Source organism: Paenibacillus sabinae T27, from assembly GCF_000612505.1.
Classification (GTDB): Bacteria; Bacillota; Bacilli; order Paenibacillales; family Paenibacillaceae; genus Paenibacillus_AQ; species Paenibacillus_AQ sabinae.
Genome location: NZ_CP004078.1, coordinates 2,844,204 through 2,863,633, shown reverse-complemented (window position 1 = coordinate 2,863,633; position 19,430 = coordinate 2,844,204). Strand labels below are relative to the sequence as shown.

The following is a 19,430-nucleotide window of genomic DNA, read 5'->3' as shown; positions in this document are numbered from 1 at the left end:
CCGCATTCCCGGCAAGAGCCGGAGGAAGCGGGCTGTGCTTGCTTTAGGAACCCGTGGAGCGGTAATGGCGAACGCCGATTTGCCATACAGCCAGGCAGGGAAGAAGAAACAGAATACTGGTCAAAGGCAGCAGCGCATAGAGGAGGCCATGTCCTTCCGCCCGGCCCAGGAGAAAGAGCAGAGGCAGATAGCTGACGCAGCCAAACGGAATGATGAAGGTGAAGAAGAGCGTGACCCGCTTATGATAGATGTTCAACGGATACTGCGCCATTTCCCGGCCGCCATCGGTTAGCACATTGCCTACCTCAAGCCCCTGAACCGTCCAGAAACATAAAGTTGCGTTCAGGATGAAGATACCTGAAAAAATGAGGATGCCGCCCGCGACCATCATCAGCAGGGTCAGCGCCTTCAGAGGCGTCCAGGCAATCGGCAGGTTCCTGAGGGCCCACCCCAGCACAGCGGCGCTTTGCACGAGCCGTCCGAAGCGGGTGAACTCGAATTTGCTTCCCAGCACCTGGACGACTGTGCTTCGCGGGCGCACCAGCAGGCGGTCGAACTCCCCGCTCACCACGAGGGAGGAGAACATGTCGAATCCCCGGACAAAGCATTCGCTCAGAGAGAAGGCCATGTGAATGACGCCGAAGCAGAGCGCCGCTTCAAAGAAGCTCCAGCCCTGAAGCTCCCCGAACCGGGAGAAAAGAAAGTACAATCCGGCAAAGACCGCAAAAGGGAGGAGAAGTTGCCCGAAAGTCAGCAGCCAGAAGGACGTCCGGTATTGCATCTGGGAGCGGAACAGAATCGACAGATACTTGAAATAGAGAAGCATTTGGTTAACCTCCTTGCACGACGACTCGCCGCAGCGCCCGGCTGATGAGCAGCAGCCCGAGGCCGATCAACAGCGCCAGCCAGAATAGTTGAACTAAATTACCCATTAGCGCTTCTTCTACAGGAATATTTCCCGTATATACCCGGAAGGGGAAATCCACCGTCCACCGGAAGGGCAGAAGATTGGCAAGCTGCTGCATCCAGCCCGGCATTAATGGAATCGGCAGAATCATCCCCGCCAGAAACTCCCCCGCCGCTGCGACCATCAGGATGGAGCCGGCTGGCGACATCGTCCAGAAGATGGAAATGTAAATCAGCAGCGAAATGGCGCAGACCATGAGCAGACCCAGGAACAGGGACAGCAGAAACAGCAGAAAAGCCCCGATACCCGGAGGCAGACTCATCCCGTAGGGTTCAGGGAGAAGCAGCACGATCAACAGGACCGGGAAGCAGCGAAGCACGACGCCCGAGACGCGTGTCGCCAGAACCTTGGTGAACCAGAAGCCGTATATCCCGCAGGGACGGCACAGCTCGTAAGCGATATTGCCGCCGGTGATCAGCTCGAAGATATCCGGGTCGCGGAAATAAAGCGCAATGAGGCCAAGAAACATCTGCTGGAGCCATATGTAGGTGACCACTTCCTGCAAGCTCATGGGCGGCGCAGCGCTGCTGCGGCTGTAGAAGGCGACATATACCATGATGAAGATGAAGCCGAAAAAAAGCTGGGTCACGATCCCGGCGAAAGCGGCGGTGCGGTATTGAAGGTTCGTAACGAAGCGGAGCTTGGCGACAGACAGATACATCTTCATATCTGATGCTCCTTGTAGAGCTGTAAAATCAGCTCGTCGACCGATTTGGAGTCCACCGCCACATCGAGAATTTCGGCCTGCTCCGATAGCCGTGCAAGGATATCCGCGAGGCTGATTTTCCCGTTATCAAAGCTGTATACAGCTTGCTGCGGTGACCAGGAATGGCGCACTGCGCCGGGAATATCGACGGGAAGAGAACAGTCCCGGTAATCTACGGTAAGGGTCCGGCTGCTTCCGAACCTGCCGCGAAGCTCGTCCAGAGACCCGTCGTACAGAAGAGAGCCTTTACCAATCATCAAAATCCTCTCCGCAAGCGCCTCAATATCGTTCATGTCGTGGGTCGTAAGAATGACGGTAATGCCCTTTTCCTTGTGAATGGTCTTGATGAACTGGCGAACGGCGATTTTGCTGGCGGCGTCCAGACCGATAGTCGGCTCATCGAGAAAAAGAATGCGGGGATCGTGGAGGAGTGAAGCCGCGATCTCGCAGCGCATCCGCTGTCCAAGGCTGAGCTGCCGGACCGGGACATGGATCAGCTCGGACAGCGCCAGCGTCTCCGTGAGCATGGCGAGATTTTTGCGGTACCGGGTTTCGGGCACCTTATAAATGTCCCGCAGCAGCTCGAAGGAATCGATGACCGGCACATCCCACCAGAGCTGGGAGCGCTGTCCGAAGACGACGCCGATCTGGCCGACGTAGGCCGTCCGGCTCTTCCAGGGAGTGTAGCTCATCACCCGGCACTCACCTTCGTCCGGAACAAGAACCCCGCACATCACTTTGATTGTCGTCGATTTTCCGGCTCCGTTCGGACCGATGTACCCGGCGATTTCACCCTCGCGGATCGAGAAGGAGATATCTTTGAGCGCTTCCACGAATGTATGCTTCCGGTAAAATAGAGCTTTGGCAGCTTCCCGTACCCCGGCGGCCCGTTTGGCCACTTTAAAGGTTTTGCCTATTCCTTCCAATGTGATAATAGGGTTTCCCAATTCAGCACCTCCGTCAACGTTATTTTGCAGCACAAAAAATATAGCGGAAATTACCAAAAAAGAATAGACTTATGTTTTTCTTTCGTTTATACTAATATTATAAAGGTCGAGGACACGACCCTTTAGTTAAATACTATCTAAAACAGGCAAACAACATGTGAATGTTGTTTTTTTATATTTTTAAGCCCCAATAATAAAGAAGACTTCGGAGCCAAGCTCCGAAGTCTTTTCTATTTCAACCCGATTAATGCTTCATTCCGGCCATTCCCCCCATGATTTCCGGGTTAATCATTCCGAAGATCATTGCGACGTGAGCTACTACGAGGAATCCGCTTACGAGAATAAAGTGAAGCTTCATTTTTCCTTCTGCGGAACGGTTCCGGGCGATAATGCCAAGATCCAGAAGGGCGAGAGGAAGTAAGAAGAACACGCCGCTCAAGTAGAAGCTGACCGCGACAACGTCCACCCAGGTATGCCATTCGCCATTTACGGTTAGCGGGATAAACGCGGTAGGGAACAAGTATACAAAAACTCCTGTGAAGTACAGTCCGGCCAGGATGCTGCAGATCCGATTAAAGCTTCTGAGCGCGCCATGCGTGTTTTTGCCGAAGAGAATAAAGAATTCGGTTACCGTAATCGTCTCGGCAAAGATCACGGGAATGGCCATGAATATAATCAAATTCCATGGTTGGTTGTCCGCAAGCAGGGACATGTAGTGCGTCATGCTCATTGTTTGATTTTCCCCCAGTAGTAGATGGATTAACTTCGAGGCCAATTGTATATAAAAATTATGTGGAATGTATGAAGACGCCCCGGATTCATGGCGGCCCAAGCTCCGATAAATTAATAAATCGTTAAGAATTGATTCAGAGTCAGTTTATACATTAGCTGTAAAATTGGAATATATGACGGAGAGGAGTGAGGTAGATGCACCAGTTCCTGGCCTGGATATCCGAGACGGCGCTTCATTTGGTAAATACGATGGGAATATGGGGGATATGGATCGGGATGATTCTGGAGAGCGCCTGTATTCCGATTCCCAGCGAGGTTATTATGCTTAGCGGCGGTTGGCTGGCTGCCCGAGGCTCGCTTTCTTTTGCAGGAGTAGTTGCCGCAGGGGTAATCGGAAATCTCATCGGCTCGCTGATCGCTTATTATGTTGGAGCGACCGGAGGAAGGCGATTGCTGGAGAGGTACGGAAAATACATCCTGTTCAATGCGCATCATCTGGAGCAAGCGGAGCGATGGTTCGCCCGTTATGGAGAGAGCACGGTTTTGTTTACCCGGATGCTGCCCTTCATTCGCACCTTTATCTCCTTTCCGGCGGGTATTGCGGGAATGAAGATGTGGAGATTTGCCGTGTTCACCTTACTTGGCTGCATCCCGTGGGATCTGGCCCTTGTCTACATAGGCTACAAACTGGGCGGAAACTGGAGTATAGTGGAGCAGTACCTCCGTCCGGTCAGTTATGCGGTCTGCGCAGCCGTTCTGCTGCTCCTCGTATGGTGGCTGGTACGGAGAAGAAAGGAACGGACGGTTTAACCGTTATTAGCCATTTGGAATTCAAGAGGCGGGGAGATTGAGCAAAGATGTCCATTCGTTTGAAATTTCTGCTGTCCTATGCGGCCATGCTTGTAATCCCTATGCTTCTGCTTGTCGCTACCGCCTTGCTGCTGACCGTAGTGTACCACGGGGATGTCCAGAGTCTGAAGAGCACCTACGAAAGTAAATTCGAAGGAATGGAAGAGAGCGACACCCGCAATCTAATTAAACACACCTTTCTGCAAAATCCGGATTTACTAACGGACAACGGGTTCCTGAAGAATTTTTCCGCAGACATGCTCCAAAAGAATACAACCATCTATATCCGTTCCGGCAATACCGTGCTGTACGCTTCAGACGATCTTTTGAAGAAACCGGATTTCATCGATGAACTGCCTGCTTTCACAGAGGCGGGAGAAGAGTACGAGCCCTACCGGACAAAATATAACAATGATTGGTACAAGGTTGCCCAATTTGATTTGCTGACCGCTGACGGCAAGCCCGTAAGCCTTTTTTTGCTGACCAAGCTTGATCCTTTGGTTCACTTTGTCAGAACTTTCTTTCCCATCTTGTTCCTGTCCGCACTGGTCGTGCTTCTGTTGACACATGTCCTGCTGACTTCCTATATGTCGAGGAGCATAATCCGCCCATTGCTTGAACTGCGAAGAGCAACGAAGCTGGTGGCCGATGGCAACTTGAACTTCCGGGTCAATATCAACAGTAAAGACGAGCTGGGACAGCTGGGAATAGCCTTCGAGAAAATGAGATCCCGGCTCCAGGATTCCATACAGCTGCAGCAGCAATATGAGGATAACCGCAAGGAATTGATTACGAACATCTCCCATGATCTGAAGACACCCATTACAGCGATTAAAGGCTATGTTGACGGAATATTGGAAGGCGTGGCCAACTCACCCGAAAAAAACGAGAAGTACATGCGCACCATTGCTGCGAAGGCGGGAGAAATGGACAGGTTGATTGACGAGCTGTTTCTGTACTCCAAGCTGGATATGCAGAAGCATCCCTTTTCCTTCGAAACCGTGCCGATTTTCCCGTTTTTGGCGGATTGGGCGGAGGAGCTGGAGATCGAGCTGGAGAAGAAGGGCGTGCAGCTGCAAATCGAAATGGATAGTAGGGAAGAAGCCTGGGTATCGGTGGACCGCGATTCGTTTAAACGGGTGCTTGGCAACATTATTCAGAACAGCCTGAAATATATGGATAAACCGGAGAAGAAAATAACGGTCAATACCCGTCTGGAAGCCGGGCGTTTCATTCTTGCCATCGGAGATAACGGTCCTGGGATTTCGCCGGAATCGGCCCCGTTTATTTTTGACCGGTTCTACCGCGCGGAGCAGTCGAGAAATACGAACACGGGAGGCAGCGGTCTGGGGCTTGCCATTGCCAAGCAGATCATCGCGGGCCACGGGGGAGAAATCTATGCGGAGAGCGAGGAGGGCGCTGGAACGACCGTTTACATTGTGTTATCGATAGAGAAGGGGGCGCCGGAACATGGAGCGAACGATACTGATTGTTGAAGACGAGCCTTCGATTGCCGAGCTGCAGCGGGATTATTTGGAGATGAGTGGATACCGGACCGAAATCGCCGTGGATGGAGAAGAAGGGCTGGAGCTGAGCCTTACCGGCAAATTTGAATTGATCGTGCTGGATGTTATGCTGCCCAAACTGAACGGATTCGAGGTCTGCAAAAAAATCCGCGAAGAGCTGGATATCCCCGTCCTGATGGTCACCGCAAGACGCGAGGACATTGACATCATCCGGGGCCTCGGGCTCGGAGCGGATGATTATATTACTAAGCCCTTCAAGCCCGCGGAGCTTGTAGCGAGAGTGAAGGCCCATCTTGCCCGGTATGACCGTCTGAAGGGACGCAGATCCTCCACCAATGAGCTGGAGGTCAGGGAGATCCGGCTTGACCCGGACAGCCGCCGCGCATTTGTGAGGGACCGGGAGGTAACGCTGACCACGAAGGAATTCGACCTGCTGTATTTTTTGGCCTTGCATCCCAACCGGGTATTCAGCAAGGATCAGCTCTTCGAGCGATTATGGGGCGTGGATTCGTTCGGGGATACCCAGACGGTAACCGTGCATATCCGCAAGCTCCGCGAAAAAATTGAAGTGGACTCGGCAAATCCGGTATATATCGAAACCCTGTGGGGCGCCGGGTACCGCTTCCGGTCCTGAAAAATACGCTTAACCCAAGCCAAAGCATAAATCCGCCGATTTATGTTTTGGCTATTTTAATATTTAATTAAGAATCTTTCACCGTCCTTTTACGATTGGGGGTTAGAGTTAGGGAGAGTGAAGATAACAAAGGAGCTTTCTTATGAACCCAAACCCTGTAGTGCTGATTGTGACCTCTGCGTTTGGAGACGGTCATGTCAAGGTATCTGAAGCGATTGAACAGTCTTTCAAATCCAGAGGGATCCATCGGGTCCACACCGTTGACCTCTTTGCGGAAGTCCATCCAAGACTGAATGAGCTTTCAAGGAGATTCTATTTAAACCGCGCGGCACTCGCTCAAGCTCTGTATGGCTTAATGTACACGAAGACAAGCGGGATAAAGCCGGGCCGCGGCTTAGGCAGACTGCTGCATTCCCTCGGCAAACGAAAGGTGCGGAAGATTCTGGACGCGATGCGGCCGGATGTCATTATTCATACGTTTCCTTATCTGGCTGCTGCCGAAATTGGCGGGGAGGCCGTGAGCGGAGTGCCGGTATTTACTGTTATGACGGATTATGTTCTCCACGGAAGATGGCTCCATCCGAACACGATGAAGTACTTTGTCGCAACGGAAAGCATGAAGCAGTCACTGCTGGCGGAAGGAGTTGCCGAAGACGCGGCCGTTGTCAGCGGGATTCCGATCCGCCCTGCTTTTGAAACATGGCAGGATCGTGAACGGCTGCTGCACAAGCATGGATTAAACGGCACCAGGCGTTATGTTCTCCTTGCGGCCGGCGCTTACGGCGTCTTGGCCGATATCAGCAAATTAATCAAGAGCATCATTACGGAATCCGAATTCGATTTAATCGTGCTCTGCGGAAATAATCATAAGCTGCGATCCGACATGGAAGGATTGTATCGCGAGAACAAGCGTGTCCATCTGCTTGGTTATACGGAAGAAATGCAGGAGCTGATGAGCGTATCAACTTGCCTGCTGACGAAAGCCGGGGGAATCACGCTTACCGAAGCGATCGCCCAATCCCTTCCGGTCATTGTCTACCGTCCTCTGCCCGGACAGGAGGCAGGCAATGCCGAGTGGCTGTCCCGGCATAGCATCATTGATACCGCGCGGGACGAGGAACAGCTCATCGCTTGTCTTCGTCAATTGGAGAAACCGTCCTACCGGTGGGAACGGATTCGCCGAATGAAGGCTTTTTCACGGAAATCGTCCGCCGGGTTCATCGTCTCCGAAATACTGGATGCTCTGGAGCATAAGCAGCCCGCTGCCGGGCAGCAGAAGTTCAATATCGCCGAAGGGAAGGTGAAGACCGTCCATGGATATCTCTAATACGGTGGAAGTGCCACGGCAATCCTTCACCCGTCTTGCGGTTGTCCTCTTTTTCATGGAATGGGTCAGAGGAGCCTTTCTCGTCGCTTATTTGCCTGCATATGCCCTGGAGGGAGGGGGACTGTCCTCCTCCATCGTCGGAATTGCGGTGTCCGTTCACTATTTGACCGACAGCCTGATCAAAGGCTTTACCGGTTATTTACTGGACCGGTTCTCGGCCCGAAAGGTGCTTCATGGCGGCTTCGCCCTCAGTCTGGTCGGTCTGCTGCTTATGGCAACCACTCATGACGCATGGGTTCTCCTTGCCGCTTCAGCCTGCCTCGGAGCCGGGTTCTCCCCGATCTGGATTATCTGTATGAGCCAAATCCGGGAAGAAAACCGCGCGCAGCAGTCTGGAATCTTATATGCCTACTGGATGGCGGGCCTCGGACTGGGTCCGGTCACCCTTAATCTGGTTATGGGCTGGGGCTTGTCCATTTCGCTGTTTATCATCGGCTTGTTTTTTGCCGCCGGCTGGATAATGGCCGCTGCCCTTACGCTTGATGACATAGCGCCGGTTAAACGCCCGGAGCTCACCGTTAACCAGCAGTTGGCCGCTTTATGGGACAAAGTGAAGAAGGGCGGCTTCCTTGTGCCCGGCATGGTGCTGCAGACGACAGCAGGCGGCATCTTGGCGCCATTTTTAACAAGCTTTGCGGTCAAGCATGTGGGCCTTTCGCATTCCCAGCTATCCATCGTATTGCTGATGGGCGGAGCCGGTGTAATTGCGCTTCTTGTCCCAATGGGCAAATGGTTCGATCATATCGGAGGCAGATGGTTTCTGGTGATTGGCTTCGGTATTTTTTCAGCGGCCTTATTCGGACTGACCTCAATCAGCTCCTTCACCGGGGCAATGGGATTCTCACTTCTTCTCGGTTGTGCGTATGCGGCGTTATTGCCGTCCTGGAACGCTTTGATGGCCTGCTATATTCCTGAAGACTCCGTTGGAACAAGCTGGGGCCTGCTGTTCTCCATTGAAGGGCTGGGAGTCGTTATCGGTCCCCTGATTGGAGGGTGGCTGGCAAGCGCAGGGAACGAACTGCTGCCGTTTCAGGTCAGCGCAAGTATGTTCGGATTGATCAGTGTGGTCTATCTGCTGTCACCGTCCCGGTTGTTCGCGCCCAAAGAAAGGTCTGCAAGCAAATCCATGATATCGAGCAGTTAAGATTTATTTAATAGTCTCTTCACGAGGAATTTAGGATTATCGCTTAGGCTGAATAGTGAAAGGAATGATCATCAAACAAGAAAGACGAAGGAGGGCGCCGCAGATATGCACGATTACTTTATTGCAATCATTCAGGGAATTGTAGAGGGGCTCACCGAGTTCCTGCCGGTATCATCCACTGGCCATCTTATTTTGAGCGGAGCGCTTCTCGGATTCACCGGAGAAAAAGCCGACACTTTCGAAATCATCATCCAGCTCGGAGCGATTCTGGCGGTAGCCGTCATTTATTGGCGGCGTATTCTGGGCTTGCTGGGTCTGATGAAGATTCCATCCGGACATGAAGCCGGGAAGGAGAGGCCGAAACTGAACCTTCTACATATCATCCTTGCCTGCATACCGGCGATGCTGTTAGGGTGCATCCTGCACTCCTTCATCAAGACTTACCTGTTCTCACCCTATACCGTTCTCGCGGGGCTTGTACTGGGAGGGATTTTCATGCTGGTAGGTCAAATGAGACAGGCTCCGGTACGGGCGGAGAGCATCGATCAGCTGTCGTACAGGCAGGCGTTCACAATCGGTCTCTTCCAGTGCTTGTCCCTGTGGCCGGGATTTTCCCGATCCGGAGCGACCATTGCCGGGGGCTTGCTGACGGGAGCGAGCTATGAGGCCGCAACGAATTTTTCGTTCCTGGTCGCCATCCCGATGATGATAGCCGCGAGCGGGTATGAATTGCTGAAGAGCTACCAGACGCTAACCGCAGCCGACGCCGGCTTCTTCATCACCGGATTTCTCGTAGCTTTCGTAGTCGCGCTATTGGCTGTGATCACCTTCCTGAAGCTGCTGGAAAAGCTGAAGCTGGCGCCATTTGCCTATTACCGGTTTGCGCTGGCCGCGATTTTCCTGATTTATTTGCTGGCACAATAGACAACAAAAGAATGGGTAGCGGGTCGGAGACACTCTGAATCCCGTTACCATTCTTTTTTGCGTATTTCTACCCGGCATGTTTAGACTACTAAGGAGGAGGGGTTCCAATGAACACAGTTACCGTGTGGCTTGAACAGTATGGCTACGGAGTCATAATTATTGCCTTATTACTTGAGATGCTCGCACTTCCTCTTCCGGGCGAAATGTTAATGAGCTACACGGGATTATTTGTCTTTGAAGGGAAATTGAACGGGCCATTAAGCATCTTGTCCGCAAGTGCCGGTGTAACCGCAGGCATTACGCTTTCTTACTGGATCGGCTACAGGCTTGGACAGCCCTTCGTCCACAAATACGGGGATCGCGTCCATCTGGGTGAAGAGCAGCTTCTGAAAATGAATGTGTGGTTTGAGAAATATGGAGACAAGCTGTTGTTCTTCGCCTATTTTATACCCGGGGTCAGACACATTACAGGGTATTTTTGCGGGGTAACCCGTATGCCTTTTCGAAAATATGCAATTTACGCGTATTCCGGCGCCATTTTCTGGGTCAGCTTGTTCATTTCGCTTGGCAGGGTGCTGGGCCCGAAATGGGAGGCTTATCACCAAACCGTGAACCGCTATATGATCCTGTTCGGGATCGGTTCGGCTTTGCTGACCGTGCTGATCTATGTGGTCCGGAAGTATAGACAGCGCATGCTGGCGGTGCTTATGGACTGGCTTGCGCTAGCAGTTCGGCGCTTCCATTCGCTCGGCAAGGTCAGATTTCTGGTGCTGTCCTCATTTGCCGCCTTTGTGCTGTTTGTGTCCTTGATGCTGGGTCTCATCCAGGATTTTCTGGCGCGGGAGTTTAACCAATTCGACGAGGTTGCTTCTTACATCGTTCTCTCGGTGTTTGGCCCCGATTGGCAGAACCTTATGAACATCTTTGCCCTTCTGGGTACGGTCTACCTGTACGGGCCGCTCATCGCCATAACGGCGGTATGGATTATGCTTAGTGCCCGGCAAAAGCTGCTGGAGCTGTTCTTCTTGTTCTGGGTTGTTGTCGCCGGGGAAGCGCTGGATGAAGGGCTGCGCCTGCTTTTTCATCGTCCGGGTCCGGTTGCGGCCGGTTATCCCATTTTCAACACCTTCCCTAGTGAAGAAACCTTGACTTCGATCAGCGTGTGCGGCTTTTCCGCTTTTTTGCTGCTCCGTCATTATAGTAATAATCTCGTCCGAATCTCGGCCGTGTTCGCCGTCATACTTGTCGCTCTCCTGGTAGGGATCAGCCGGATTTATTTTAAAGTCCAATTCCCGAGCGACGTTGCGGCTGGCTATGTCTTTGGCGGGGTGTGGATCAGCCTGAATGTCATCTTGCTGGAGGTTCTGCGGGTGCTTCAAACAAATAAAAGCTTCTCGGTCTGACTCCGAATGAAGCAGTATTCAACCTATGTATCCCTTGCCGCAGCCGACGCGTTGTCATAAAAATTCAGATCCCGCCGGGCATGAAATCTCATGCTCCGGCGGGACTGACAACCGTTAAAGATGACTTAGATCCAGCAAGTTTTCAAAACGATGACCAGGAGAATGTAGAGAACCAAAATTGTAGCCGTAGATGTAAACAAAGGATTTACATATCCAGGTCCTTTGTCTTCTCCACCAACACAGCCGTAGCCCATTTGGAATTCCTCCTCTGTTTTAGAATACATCACAGTATATGACCCGGGGCATTAATTGACTAGGCGAATGGACAGGAGAAGATAACCCAATTTTAAGCCAACAGAAAAAGAGGAGCTGAACATCTCAGCCCCCCCTTTATGAAGTTACAACTCTGGAATCATTTTAGAACGATTTAGCCGCCTCTTTGGCTTTTTCGATCGCTGCTTCTTTAATCGATTGAGCTTGGTCCGGCTTTGCGGCCATGCCTTCAACAAAAATCCCGTCAAAGGACGGCACGCCATGGAATTGCATGATTTTTGCCAAATAGCTGTGGCCGCTTTCGAAACCAGCTGCAGGGCCTTCCGAATAGACGCCGCCGCTTGCTTGAATGTGGATTGCCTTTTTGTCCGTCAGCAAGCCAATGATGCCTTGCTCGGTATATTTGAAGGATTTGCCGGCGACGCAAACAGCGTCAATATAGGCCTTTAAAACCGGTGGGAACGAAAAATTCCACATTGGTGAAACAAATACATATTTATCGGCGGCGACATATTGATCAACGATTTCACTCAGGCGTCCGACTTTGGCTTTCTCGGCGTCGGACAGCTGATCGAAAGAAGTGCCGGAAGCAAGCTTGCCCCAACCGCTGAATACGTCGGCATCGATATGAGGGACGGACAGCTTGTACAAGTCGAGACGGATCACCTCATCGCCTGGATGTGCTTCCCGGTAGGCTTCGATAAATTCTTCACCGACAGCCAGCGAGTAGGAAGTATGGTGATCATGCGGGTGGGCGGTTATATAGAGAACAGTAGACATATGTAACACTCCTTTATGTTTGTTTGTTAATAATATAACTTATATATAGATAATTTTCAAACTATAATTACTAAAATAAATAAAGTAATTAAGAAATAAGTCACTAGTCCTATGATTCGGAAGCTTAAAATAAATCGTCAGCACATTTATAGCATCGCCAAAATTGTCCGTATTAGACCGGGTTTTACGCAAAAATGATCTCAACATCCACGGGTTTGTGGAGAATGAGATCATTATTTGTCAAAAGAAAATAAAGTTCTAGACTGAAAAATAAAGTGTTAGACTAGGCAAATAAAGTTGTAGACTGAGAAAATAAAGTATTAGACTGACGATGCTTCATTAAGCTAACGGGCAGGTTAGTGAAACCACACATTTTTTCTAACGTATAATCATTATTCAAATTTTTCCAATATGGCTCATGCGGAGGTGAACTTGACTGGAGCATTTTTATGACTTGGTCCAATTGGCATTCTCGATCGCTCTCATCTCTTCCTTAGTGTTTCTTCCATTCACCTATTTTTCTTTACAAGAGATACACAGGGGTCATAAAATTGCTGCAGCCGGTTCAACTTGGTTTGTGGCTGTTAGACTGTCGCAACCCAACAGCATTCAGCGGTGGATAGTACGTATCGCCAGACGAAGAGAAGCACCTGATGAAGACGACAATGGTCCTTCCCCACATTGAAATTCCATACTTTCAATTAGGGAGGACAACGATGAAAAAGATTTTGTTGCTCCAAAAATGGGCCAAGCCCATTCTCGTCATGTTGATTGGAGTTATTCCGATCATTTTGCTCAGCGGGTGTTCGACAGCATCCCAATCAAACTCGATTAATGCCGATTCATCAGGGATATTTAACCACTTTTTTATTTATCCATTTTCGATCTTGATCAAATTCTTCGCGAATGCATTTCACGGAAACTACGGATTATCGATCGTGCTGATGACTTTCATCATCAGACTTGCGATCATGCCGCTCATGATGAATCAAACCAAGAAACAAATGGACATGAAAGAAAAGATGGCCGTCCTCCAGCCAGAGTTAACTGCACTTAAGGAGAAGTATAAGAACGACGTCAGTACGGATGCAAAAAAACAACAGCAAGTCGAGATGATGCAACTCTACCAGAAGCATCAATTTAATCCCTTAAACATGGGGTGTTTACCGATGCTTCTCCAATGGCCGATCACCCTCGCATTTTACTACGCCATTCGTCGTACCCCAGAGATTGCAGCTCACGATTTTCTGTGGTTTAGCTTGGGGAAAACAGATATGATTTTGCCGCTTATTGCCGCTGCGGTGTATTACGTTCAGTTCCGCGTGTCTCAATCCGTTTCAGCGCAGTATCAGCAAAATCAAAATAACCAAATGGCTTTCATCGGATTGTTGTCACCGATCATGATGGGTGTCTTTTCTTTTGAGATGCCCGCCGCGTTACCATTATATTGGGCGGTTGGTGGTATATTCATTATCGTGCAAACGATCATACTCAATAAAATATACACGAAGCCAAATGGAGAGAGTAAAACCTACCTACCGATGTAGAAGATTTATAAAATGGAACCAGTCATAAAACAATACTAAAAACAAGGCATCTGAGGCGCGACCTCAGATGCTCTGTTTTTTATGTTGGCGGCTCGTTAACGGGGAACATAGTTCAACATAATGAGAAAAATGAAAGGGCCATCCCACAAAAGGATGGCCCTAAAACTTGCCGTTACAGACAGCGCGGGGAACCTTATCATTAATAACGGTTAAGCTATCGGGCAGTTATCTTTAGTGACTTACCATAGTAATATATGGTTTATATGCATTATTCATTGTTTAAATCTGTTCAAATATAGGTGATGGATAATGAAGTGGAATGAAGTAATGCATGAAGAAGATAGTATCATTGGGTTCATCAATCACTTCCATTTTCTAAGATAAAGATAAAAATTAAAGGAAATTCTGGGACAAGTCATTATACCTACGAATAATACTCTAAGTTGGCAAATAGCAACAAATCACAGATTAGTTATGCCCACCAGCTCCATAAATCGTGAGAGAGCACTGGTCATGTACGAGTCACGACGCCTTATAAACACAGTGGGCACTGTTCTGTACGGTTCCGGTAATGGATGACAGTTAAGTCTTCCCTGCATCCGTGATTCAACCATAGATATTGGTAAGACGGTGACTCCTAACCCGTTTTCAACGCATTTAAGGACACCCTCTAGAGTGCCATATTCCATCACCTTCATAGGAGCATAGCCATTGTCCTCTAGCCATCGCTGCCAACGTCCCAAATAGATGCAATGCGCGAATGACGAAAGCAGTGGTTCATGTAAAATCAATTCTAATTGGAATGGTTCCGGAGAGTAGCTTGTAATCAAAACTAGAGATTCTTCAAAGACAGGGTATTCAACAATTTCCGGATGAAGAATTGGCCCATCCACAAATGCGCCGTCTACCTTATATTTGAGAATGGTACTAACCTGATCTACAGTAGGTGCCATATATAAGCTTAATTCTACTGGTGGAAATTTCTTGTGATATTGTGTAAAAATCAATGGCAATCGTGTAGAAGCAGTTGACTCCATAGCTCCAATGCGCAAAGTTCCCCGCGGGGCAGAAGAAAGCTTAACTGCCTCAATCGCTTCCTCGAAATCGTAAAGCAACTTGTTTACATGCGGCAACAGTTCACGTCCTGCAGGCGTTAAGGATACCTTCTTATGATATCGATATAACAGAGGAACGCCTAACTCTTGCTCAAGACGTTGTATTCGTGCAGTAACGTTGGACTGTACATAATTCAATTTCTCAGCAGCTTTTGTAATGCTTTGTTCAATTGCTACTGCCTTAAACACCTCCAAAGATCTAATGTCCAAAACAACTCTCTCCTTTTTGCATCACAAAATTTGATTATCTATACACTATTTTTTAATTTTACGTGATGCATAGCAGTATGTAAACTTAGTGAATAAGAGGGATTTACACCAAAACCAAGTGATTGAGTATCTCGTTATCTGATGATGAGGAGGTGAATGGGGAAAAAGGAGATTCTAGCCGGGGCAAAATGCAGCACACGTTACCAATAATGAGGAGGGAATCTCATGATTTCGAAGGTCAATGTACAAGATAAATTTTTGCAAATAATTGATTATTGGAATCCCCGAATAGGCGGAGAGTTGAACGATTCATACGTAAAAATGGCAAAGATCAAGGGTGAATTCATTTGGCATCACCATGATCACGAGGACGAAATGTTCTTCGTATGGAAAGGGAGACTACTAATCCGTTTAAGAGACGGTGAAATAGCTGTTAACGAAGGGGAGTTTGTTATTATACCTAAAGGAGTTGAACATCAGCCAATTGCTGAAGAAGAGGTCCATTTACTATTAATCGAACCAAAAACTACTCTAAACACGGGAAATGTGGTGAATGAACGAACCGTTTCGATTCCTCAACGAATTTGATGAAACGCTCATCAGTGAAATAATTATACTGATTTTGATTCGATCCTTAGCTAATGATTCAACTAATGGGAAACAATAGCTCAACCTATAACGAAGGAAGCCGGTCTAAATGATCAGCTTCCTTCGTTGCGCTAAAGGGCAGATTTGTGCAATAGACCTCCCATCTTGGTTACAAAATGTGGTACTATAATTGAAATACTTTCCAAAGTGGTGATATCGTGAAGTTTGTTTTGATATTTGGTCCGCAGGCAGTGGGAAAAATGACAGTTGGGCATGAACTGGAAAAGATAACTGATTTAAAGTTGTTCCATAACCATATGACGATTGAATTGCTGGCTCCCTATTTTGGCTTCAGTCGTGAAATGTGGGGATTAGTTAATAAATTTCGTCAGGACATATTTGAAGCTGCCGCGATCAGTGATATATACGGAATGATATTCACTTATGTATGGGGATTCGATTTGCAGGATGATTGGGATTACGTCGAAAAAATTTGTAAAATATTTGAGGATAAAGGCGCGGAAGTCTATTTTGTTGAGCTTGAAGCTGATCTTGAGGAGAGAATAGAGCGTAACAAGACTCCTCATAGGCTTGAACATAAACCAACAAAGAGAGATATCGCACGCTCTGAACAGGACCTAAAACGGACAATGGAGCAACACCGATTGAACTCGTTAGATGGAGAAATTAAAAAAGAAAAATATATTAGAATAAACAATACGAAAATCACCGCTCGTGAAGTTGCCGAAATCATTAAGAACAGATTCGCCTTATAACGATATTTTCTTACACTAACGGGAAACAATAGCTCAACCTATAACGAAGGAAGCCGGTCTAAATGATCAGCTTCCTTCGTTGCGCTAAAGGGCAGTTTACTGCAATAATGCCCTTGGGGATGTAACGGAGGCAGCTGGGCCAACAATCAGCTGCCTTTTTTCGTGTTAATGAAAATCGGCCCCCCAAAAAAATCTTGCGTTCGAGTTTACTCGAAGGGATATACTGGGATCATGAATAACTCACTAACCATTCGGCAAGTCGCCGCCCTTACAGGTCTTAGTGTCCATACGCTTCGTTATTATGAGCAAATAGGTCTCCTAACTTCCATTGATCGTAATGAACATGGACATCGTTGCTTTACTTCTGAAGACGTAACTTGGATCGAGTTTATTAATCGTCTTAAAGCTACCGGAATGACATTAACCAATATGCTCGAAATTGCGGAACTTAAAAGGAAAGGAGATCCAACTCTCACTGCAAGAAGAATTCTTCTAGAAGAACATTACTCAGAAGTTCAAAAAGCCCTCATGGAACTTCAGACTAATCTTCATTTACTAGCAGAAAAAATTACTACTTACAAGGAATTGGAGAACAGGCACGCATTAAAGCAAAAGTTAAATGAACAACCAACAGACCGTTCAGCTGAATAATACCCTGACAAAATATGAAGAAGCTAACTTCTATTTAGCATTTGGGGTTGGCTTTACACTAAAACAGAGTATACACATACGTATAGTATAATATTTTCACAATCGAAAGGATGAAATCAATTGCAAACGAATAAGTCTTTCTTCACCTTCCTTATCGCTCTTGGCGTATTCGGTATTGTCAATACGGAGTTTGGTGTAGTGGGGATTTTGCCTCAAATTTCTGAGCGCTTCCAAATCAGTGCTTCTCAAGCAGGTTTGCTCGTTAGCATGTTTGCTTTGATCATTGCCCTTTCTGGTCCGTTTATGACTCTTTTATTTTCTGGTATTAACCGAAAAAAAATTTTGTCCGGGGTACTTGCTGTTTTCGCCATTTCTAATCTGATTTCCGCCTTTGCCCCAACCTTTACTGCCTTATTACTGTCTAGACTGCTGCCTGCTGTTCTTCATCCAGTTTATTTTTCTGTTGCATTTGCAGCAGCCGCCAGCTCGGTTCCAAAAGAACAAAGTACCAACGCAGTGGCCAAAGTTTTTATGGGGTTAACGGTCGGGATGGTACTAGGCATTCCGGTTACATCGTTTATTGGGGATCAGTTTTCACTTGAAGCCGCTTTTTTATTTTCTTCCGGAATAAATACGCTAGCTTTGTTCGGAATTGCTGCGTTCGTTCCGTCATTACCCGTACAAGGTAAATTGACCTATGGCCGACAATTACGTATATTAGCAAAGCCGCAGCTATGGCTTAACGTTACTACGGCTTGCTTCATCCTGGCGGCTTTATATTCTGTCTATTCCTATTTTGCAGAGTATCTCAAGACGGTGACAGGTATGAATGGTGAAACCGTCAGTTTTATGCTCGTTCTTTTTGGCGTCAGCGGCATAATTGGGAATCTGCAAACGGCAAAATATTTAAGTAAGGACATGGTCAAAACCACCGTGTTTTATCCCATTGTGCTTGTCGGTATGTATTTGCTGATATTTTGTCTTGGACGTTACTCCATTCCGATGATTGCCATCGTACTGGTATGGGGAGCCGTCTTTACCGGCGGTCTCATTATAAGCCAAACATGGCTAACCTCGGAGGCCCGTGAAGCACCTGAGTTTGCTAACAGCTTATTTGTCTCCTTCGCAAATCTGGGCGTCACACTCGGCACCGCACTAGGCGGATGGTTTCTATCCCATATGGGAACACATCAAATTACGTGGAGCGGAATATTGTTTCTGCTGATTGCATTTTTGTGTATTGGATTGAAAATTAAGTTGTTTGATCTGAAAGAGGACAAGGATTTATTCGTTAAGAAATCTCCAAATCAATGATACGGTTAGGGATTTCGTTGAGCTAACGGGAAACGTTAGTTTAAAGACAACAGCGGCAGTCTAAGACTTTATTTATCAAGTCTTGTTCCGCCGCTGCTTATTTTGATGGATCAGTCTAAAGCTTATTTTTCAATAGCTGACGATTCTTCAATTCAAAAACCGCGTTAAATCAACGACTCCAGTCTAATACTTTATTTTCACCGAACATTATTCACTCCTTGATTTTCTTTTATAGACTATTTGATCAAAAATATTTAAAATAAAAATGAAGCCTCTTTAGGAAGCTTCATTATTTATCAAGCGCTGAGAGGGTGAAAGCCGCTATCTGGTCCAACACCTGCGGGTTGCCGGTCATTTTAGCCGCTTGGGTTAACGCATACCGTGAATGGTACAAATAGCGGGCAAGTCCGAGCAGGTCATCATGACGTTCGCTTAGTTCACCTTGTTCCCGGGCCCGAACCAAAGCGTCGTAGAAGGCTCGTTCCAGACGTTCCATATCAAGCTTGAAGAAAGCCGCGATTTCCGGATCGTGAGGAATTTGATCAATGGCGCTATACAAAATGAAACATTCATTGCGGCGATGTTCATCCTGCAGAACGGCAACAATTTCGTGAAAAATGTCGGCAATGGCTTGTTTCGCCGAATCTGAACGCTCCAGATAGGAGATGACTGCCGCCGATTTATCATTAACATAATATTTGACAGCCGAGACGAAAAGGTCCCTTTTGGTTCCATACGTATCGTACAGACTCTGGCGGGCAATCCCTAAACCGTCGAGCAAATTTTGAAGGGAGGTCCCCTCATAACCGTAGTGTCCGAATACTTCCATAGCTTTATGCAGCACGAGAGTCGTATCAAACTCCTTGCTTCTTGCCATACTTTACACTTCCTTTCAGGTGTTATCATACACTTTTCGGACTGTTTAGTCAATAAAATTGAAATAAAAATCATCGTTTA

At 47.8% G+C, this 19,430-nt stretch carries 19 protein-coding genes; 12 read left to right on the top strand and 7 right to left on the bottom strand.

All coding sequences use genetic code 11. From position 1 onward, the window contains the following. Positions 1-43 precede the first annotated feature (43 nt). The 4 genes from PSAB_RS13095 to PSAB_RS13080 all read right to left on the bottom strand — a co-directional run bounded on the left by PSAB_RS13095 (position 44) and on the right by PSAB_RS13080 (position 3,350). Positions 44-826, bottom strand: a complete 783-nt coding sequence (locus tag PSAB_RS13095; protein ID WP_025335033.1) for an ABC transporter permease — start codon at positions 824-826, stop codon at positions 44-46. A gap of 4 nt (positions 827-830) precedes the next feature. Continuing rightward, positions 831-1,634, bottom strand: a complete 804-nt coding sequence (locus tag PSAB_RS13090; RefSeq protein WP_025335032.1) for an ABC transporter permease — start codon at positions 1,632-1,634, stop codon at positions 831-833. Further along, positions 1,631-2,620 (bottom strand): ABC transporter ATP-binding protein, encoded by a 990-nt coding sequence (locus PSAB_RS13085; RefSeq protein WP_038595864.1) that lies wholly within the window; start codon positions 2,618-2,620, stop codon positions 1,631-1,633. The genes PSAB_RS13090 and PSAB_RS13085 overlap by 4 nt, the downstream gene beginning before the upstream one ends. A 244-nt stretch (positions 2,621-2,864) precedes the next feature. Next, entirely contained in the window at positions 2,865-3,350 is a 486-nt protein-coding gene (locus PSAB_RS13080; RefSeq protein WP_025335030.1) for a DUF6803 family protein, read from the bottom strand. 197 nt (positions 3,351-3,547) lie between these two features. On the opposite strand from PSAB_RS13080, the gene PSAB_RS13075 reads away from it, so the two are divergent. The 7 genes from PSAB_RS13075 (at position 3,548) to PSAB_RS13045 (ending at position 11,219) form a co-directional block, all read left to right on the top strand. Next, on the top strand, positions 3,548-4,162 hold the full coding sequence (locus PSAB_RS13075; RefSeq protein WP_025335029.1) for a DedA family protein: 615 nt from the start codon (positions 3,548-3,550) through the stop codon (positions 4,160-4,162). Between the two features lie 47 nt (positions 4,163-4,209). Further along, positions 4,210-5,697 (top strand): sensor histidine kinase, encoded by a 1,488-nt coding sequence (locus PSAB_RS13070; protein WP_025335028.1) that lies wholly within the window; start codon positions 4,210-4,212, stop codon positions 5,695-5,697. Next, entirely contained in the window at positions 5,672-6,361 is a 690-nt protein-coding gene (locus PSAB_RS13065; protein WP_025335027.1) for a response regulator transcription factor, read from the top strand. Before PSAB_RS13070 ends, PSAB_RS13065 begins: the two co-directional genes overlap by 26 nt. Before the next feature lie 142 nt (positions 6,362-6,503). After that, positions 6,504-7,688: an MGDG synthase family glycosyltransferase gene (locus PSAB_RS13060; protein WP_025335026.1), complete on the top strand. Its 1,185-nt coding sequence runs from the start codon at positions 6,504-6,506 to the stop codon at positions 7,686-7,688. Beyond that, the gene (locus tag PSAB_RS13055) at positions 7,675-8,892 is read left to right on the top strand and encodes an MFS transporter (RefSeq protein WP_025335025.1); all 1,218 of its coding nucleotides are present in this window, start codon (positions 7,675-7,677) and stop codon (positions 8,890-8,892) included. The genes PSAB_RS13060 and PSAB_RS13055 overlap by 14 nt, the downstream gene beginning before the upstream one ends. A gap of 105 nt (positions 8,893-8,997) precedes the next feature. Beyond that, positions 8,998-9,816, top strand: a complete 819-nt coding sequence (gene bacA / locus PSAB_RS13050; protein WP_025335024.1) for an undecaprenyl-diphosphate phosphatase — start codon at positions 8,998-9,000, stop codon at positions 9,814-9,816. 107 nt (positions 9,817-9,923) lie between these two features. After that, complete coding sequence (locus tag PSAB_RS13045; RefSeq protein ID WP_025335023.1) at positions 9,924-11,219, top strand: bifunctional DedA family/phosphatase PAP2 family protein; 1,296 nt, start codon at positions 9,924-9,926, stop codon at positions 11,217-11,219. Between the two features lie 417 nt (positions 11,220-11,636). On the opposite strand, the gene PSAB_RS13040 is transcribed toward PSAB_RS13045, so the two are convergent. Then, positions 11,637-12,272, bottom strand: coding sequence for an FMN-dependent NADH-azoreductase (locus tag PSAB_RS13040; protein ID WP_025335022.1), 636 nt, complete (start codon positions 12,270-12,272; stop codon positions 11,637-11,639). Between the two features lie 716 nt (positions 12,273-12,988). On the opposite strand from PSAB_RS13040, the gene yidC reads away from it, so the two are divergent. Beyond that, on the top strand, positions 12,989-13,819 hold the full coding sequence (gene yidC / locus PSAB_RS13035; RefSeq protein WP_025335021.1) for a membrane protein insertase YidC: 831 nt from the start codon (positions 12,989-12,991) through the stop codon (positions 13,817-13,819). Positions 13,820-14,280: 461 nt separating this feature from the next. Here yidC and PSAB_RS13030 read toward each other — a convergent pair whose 3' ends face one another. Further along, on the bottom strand, positions 14,281-15,144 hold the full coding sequence (locus PSAB_RS13030) for a LysR family transcriptional regulator (protein WP_025335020.1): 864 nt from the start codon (positions 15,142-15,144) through the stop codon (positions 14,281-14,283). A 225-nt stretch (positions 15,145-15,369) separates the two neighbouring features. Between PSAB_RS13030 and PSAB_RS13025 the strand changes: the two genes are divergently transcribed. The 4 genes from PSAB_RS13025 (at position 15,370) to PSAB_RS13010 (ending at position 18,473) form a co-directional block, all read left to right on the top strand. Next, positions 15,370-15,732, top strand: a complete 363-nt coding sequence (locus PSAB_RS13025) for a cupin domain-containing protein (RefSeq protein WP_013308297.1) — start codon at positions 15,370-15,372, stop codon at positions 15,730-15,732. Positions 15,733-15,950: 218 nt separating this feature from the next. Next, entirely contained in the window at positions 15,951-16,508 is a 558-nt protein-coding gene (locus tag PSAB_RS13020) for a DEAD/DEAH box helicase family protein (protein ID WP_025335019.1), read from the top strand. A 231-nt stretch (positions 16,509-16,739) separates the two neighbouring features. Next, entirely contained in the window at positions 16,740-17,159 is a 420-nt protein-coding gene (locus PSAB_RS13015; protein ID WP_025335018.1) for a MerR family transcriptional regulator, read from the top strand. A 120-nt stretch (positions 17,160-17,279) separates the two neighbouring features. Continuing rightward, positions 17,280-18,473: an MFS transporter gene (locus tag PSAB_RS13010; RefSeq protein WP_025335017.1), complete on the top strand. Its 1,194-nt coding sequence runs from the start codon at positions 17,280-17,282 to the stop codon at positions 18,471-18,473. 289 nt (positions 18,474-18,762) lie between these two features. Here the strand turns inward: PSAB_RS13010 and PSAB_RS13005 are convergent, their stop codons facing one another. Continuing rightward, positions 18,763-19,350 carry a TetR/AcrR family transcriptional regulator gene (locus PSAB_RS13005; protein WP_025335016.1) on the bottom strand — a complete coding sequence of 196 codons (588 nt, stop codon included), beginning with the start codon at positions 19,348-19,350 and terminating at the stop codon, positions 18,763-18,765. Between the last annotated feature and the right edge of the window lie 80 nt (positions 19,351-19,430).